General features: G+C 69.8%; 2 protein-coding genes and 2 pseudogenes. 2 read left to right on the plus strand and 2 right to left on the minus strand.

Annotation, left to right across the window (positions count from 1 at the left end; all coding sequences use genetic code 11):
• Both ABZ374_RS48205 and ABZ374_RS48210 read right to left on the minus strand, forming a co-directional pair.
• Positions 1–1,068: pseudogene (locus ABZ374_RS48205) on the minus strand (peptidase M28); the annotation flags it as partial.
• A gap of 283 nt (positions 1,069–1,351) precedes the next feature.
• Positions 1,352–2,896 carry a M4 family metallopeptidase gene (locus tag ABZ374_RS48210; RefSeq protein ID WP_360325114.1) on the minus strand — a complete coding sequence of 515 codons (1,545 nt, stop codon included), beginning with the start codon at positions 2,894–2,896 and terminating at the stop codon, positions 1,352–1,354.
• Here ABZ374_RS48210 and ABZ374_RS48215 point away from each other — a divergent pair.
• Both ABZ374_RS48215 and ABZ374_RS48220 read left to right on the plus strand, forming a co-directional pair.
• A pseudogene (locus ABZ374_RS48215) lies at positions 2,832–3,410 on the plus strand (serine hydrolase domain-containing protein); the annotation flags it as partial. The gene ABZ374_RS48210 and the pseudogene ABZ374_RS48215 overlap by 65 nt on opposite strands.
• A gap of 32 nt (positions 3,411–3,442) precedes the next feature.
• Positions 3,443–3,691, plus strand: coding sequence for a hypothetical protein (locus tag ABZ374_RS48220; protein WP_360325117.1), 249 nt, complete (start codon positions 3,443–3,445; stop codon positions 3,689–3,691).
• The last annotated feature ends 105 nt before the right edge of the window (positions 3,692–3,796 follow it).

Consider the following 3,796-nt stretch of genomic DNA (forward strand, 5'->3'; position numbering starts at 1 on the left):
ACCCATGATGTCGCCGGTGCCCTCGCCCAGACCCGCCTCGCCGCTGGTGCCGCCGGGGGTGTTCTGGTCGATGCCGTGGCCGAATTCGTGGCCGACGACGTCCATCGAGCCGATCCACTGGTTCGACTGGTTGTGGCCGATGGAAATGGACGAGCCGTCCCAGTAGGCGTTGACGTCGTTGAGGCCGACCTTGACCGGCCAGCTTCCGCCGTTGCCGTTGTGCCCGTTGCGACCGAGCCAGTCGCGGAGCATGTTCCATTCCTTCTGCGCCGCCCACATGACGTCGACGCAGCCGGTCTCCTTGCTGGACGCCTGACCGTTGCCCCACGAGTCGCTGGACTTCGTGAAGACCTGGCCGCTGCTGTAGTCGGAGCAGGTCAGGCCGGGACGGTTCGGGTCGCGCAGAGAATACGAACCACCGGAGTTGGTGGTGTCGATGGTGAGCGGGTTCGGGCCGTTCCACTGGCTGTTGCCGGTGCCGGCCTTGACGTCGTCGACGGTGTCGAGCACCGTGCCCGTGCTCGCGTCGACGAACACGTGCAGCCTGCTGGGCGCGGTCGCGGTACGACCGACCAGCACGGTTTCCCAGGCCAGCGCGCTCTTGTCGTCCTTGACCCGGACGACCAGGCGGTGCGACTCGACCTTGTCCACGACCGCGAGCCTGGTCTTGGAGGTGGCCTCGGCCGCGCCGGCCGCCACCACGGGTTGCACCTGGACGTATATTCGGGCGTCGGTCGAGGACTGGGTCGCCCGGACCCGGCCCCGGCCGTCCGTAAGCACGACGGCGTCGCCGCCGACCACCGGGATGCCGCGGTAGGTGCGCTGGTAGGAGACGGAGTACAGATCGTTGACCCACGGGGTCACCGACTGCCGCTGGTACTCCTCGTCGGGACCCTTCGCGAGGGTGTCCAGACCGCTGGCCGCGGCCCGGTCGGCGGCGGAGACCGCCAAGGACTGCGAGCCGGGAGGGGGAGGCGGGTCGGCGGCGGCCGGCTGAGCAACCGTGCCGATCGCCAAACCGGCGAGCATGGCCAGGACGGTCCCGGCCGTGGTCGTTCTGCGATTCATCGAGGCTCCTTGAGTGGAAGGCAAACCTCGACCACGAATCCGGCTTTGTGCCGCGCGCCTTATGGGCGTTGCGGCCGACCGTGCACGCCGGGGTTCGTGCCCGAGCGAGCGAAACACTCACACGGCCACGTGTCCCGAGCGAAGGGATCCGGCGAGGCCAGCAAATACTGGCGAAATCGTGGACTCCGGCGTTCCGGTCGCGCGGTCACCCGTCTCCCGCGCCTCCCGCGTCTCCCGCGTCTCCCGCGCCGCCTCGACGGCGCGGGAGGCGCGGGATCACGGGTCAGGGGCAGGTGGGGTCGCCGGCCGTTGCCGGCACGCCGACCGCGTTCCAGGCGTCCCTGGTCTTCTTGAACAGGGTGCACGTGGGGTCGAGTGCCTTGGCCGCGTACAGGGTCTGCCGCCGTACCTTCGGGTAGTTCGTGCCGCTCGTCCTGAGCAGCAGGCCGCCGTAGAAGACCTTGCCGGCCAGTTGGATACCGACCCCGGTGAGGGTGGTGTTGTTGCAGGTCGGGCTGACGGGCTTGCCGCCGCCGGGGTTGCTGCCCTCGGCGAGCAGGTAGAACCAGTGGTTCAGCGGACCGGCCGCCCGGTGCGGCTCCGGCGGCATGGTGCTCGAGTAGCAGTTCGGGTCACCGGCGAGGGAGGGGTTGTACATGTAGCGGAGCGGGTTGGAGCCCAGGTCGACCATCTCGCCGACGGTGTAGTCCGGGACGTCGAACGGCGGGGGTTCGTTGGCGTATGCCTCCGTGAGAGCGCCGAAGATGTCGCCGGTGCCCTCGAACAGGCCCGGGGCCGCGAACGGGTAGCCGGGGCTGGTCTTGTCGATGCCGTGCGCGTACTCGTGGCCCACGACGTCCATCGCGCCCAACCACTGGCCCCTGTTGTCGTGGCCGATGATCACCTTGGTGTCGTCGAAGTAGGCGTTGACCTGGTTCAATCCGACGACCACCGGCCAGGTGCCGCCGGTGCCGTTGTGCCCGTTGCGGCCGAGCCAGGTGCGCAGCATGTCCCATTCCTTCTGCGCGGCCCACATGGAGTCGACGCAGCCGGTCTTGATGCTGGTGGGATTGCCGGTGCCCCAGTCGTCGACGGGCTTGGTGAGCACGCCGGCGTTGAACCTCGCGCAACTCAGGCCGGGGCGGGTCAGATCCTGCATGAAGTAGCTGCCGCCGGAGCCGGCCGTGGTGATGGTGATCGGGTCGGGACCGTTCCACTTGCTGTGGCCGGTGCCGGCGCGCACGTCGTCGTAGGAGTCGAGCACCGCGCCGGTGCGGGCGTCGACGAACACGTGCAGTTTGCCGGGCGCCGAGTCGGTGCGGCCGATCAGCACGGTTTCCCAGGCGAGTCGGGTGGCGTCCGGACCGACCCGCACCACCAGGCGACGTGCGTCGACCCGGTCGACGGCGGCCAGGCGGGTCCGGGCGGTGCTCTCGGCGACGGCGGCGGGGACGGTCGGCTCGGTCGGGACGTCGGCGGGCACCGCGTTGCCCGGCTCCACGACGTGGACCTTGCCGGTGCCGTCGGCCAACACGGCGGCGTCGCCGCCGACAACGGGCAGGCCGCGGTAGGTGCGGGTGTAGGCGATCGAGTAGAGGTTGTCCACCCACGGCGTCACCAGGCTCCGCAGATAGCTTTCTCCGGGCACCTTGGCCAGTGCGTTCGGGCCGGCGGAGACGGCCCGGTCGGCCGCGTCGATCGCCGCCGTGCGAGCGGCGGCGGAAAAGGGGGTCGGTGGTGCTGTCGCGTTCGATGGGGTGGTGGTGCCGATTACCAGGCCGGCGAGCAGGGTCAGGACCGACCCGATCGTCAGCTTTCTGCGATGCATCGAGGCTCCTCGGGTTGAAGGACGCCCCGACCACGAATCCGACCACCACTGCGCCGGGTTCGTCGCCCGAGCGAGGGAACCCTCACACCGGGATCGGCATCCGGTCAACGAAGGTCGACGTATCGGCACATTTTGGCGAAGGTCGGCGGATCGAACGGCGGATCGAGCGGCGTGTCTCAGTCCGGCAGTCGAATACGCGATCACGCACGGCAGTCCGTACTTCCCGCCCGGGGCCGGCTCGCACTACCAGGACACCGGATACGCGCTCGCCGGCTTCGTGATCGAGCGGGTGACCGGACGACCGTTGCACCGGGTCTACCGTGACCTGGTGCTGGATCCGCTGGGCATGCGCGACACCTGTCTCGAACACTGGGAACGCCCGCGCGCCGCGCCGCTCTCGCATGCCTACATCGGCGACGTCGACACGCGCGACTACAACCCCACGTTCGACACCTTCGGCGGAGGCGGGCCGGTGAGCACGTCGGCGGACCTCACCCGGTTCGTCCGGGGCCTGTTCGAGGGACGCCTGTTCCGCGACTGCGAGCCATGCTCACACCCGGGCCGGACGGACAACTGGCCATGGGAATCCGGCGGTTCGTCCTGGACGGTGAGGAAGTCTGGGTGCACCAGGGATTCTTCGGCGCCTTCCAGCTCTACGCCCCGGCCCGCCGACTGTCCCTCACCGGCACGATCAACCAGGCCGCGAGCGACTCGCTGCCGCTCCTGGTCGCCGCCTACCGAATCGCGGCAGACCACCGGCAACCCGCCCAGTCCTGCCGCGACCGCACCGGCTGACCCCGAGCCGGACCCGCGACCCCGGCCGGTGCCGTCCCCGTGTTTTCTAGCGTTGCAGGCACGCAACGCGGGATACGCGGTGCCGCACGCCCGGCGCGAGATCCA

It is taken from the genome of Embleya sp. NPDC005971 (assembly GCF_040629175.1).
GTDB lineage: Bacteria > Actinomycetota > Actinomycetes > Streptomycetales > Streptomycetaceae > Embleya.

Coding starts and splice junctions, on each gene's coding strand:
- ABZ374_RS48210 (WP_360325114.1), bottom strand. CDS start 2,896: ATGCATCGCAGAAAGCTGACGATCGGGTCGGTCCTGACCCTGCTCGCC.
- ABZ374_RS48220 (WP_360325117.1), top strand. CDS start 3,443: ATGCTCACACCCGGGCCGGACGGACAACTGGCCATGGGAATCCGGCGG.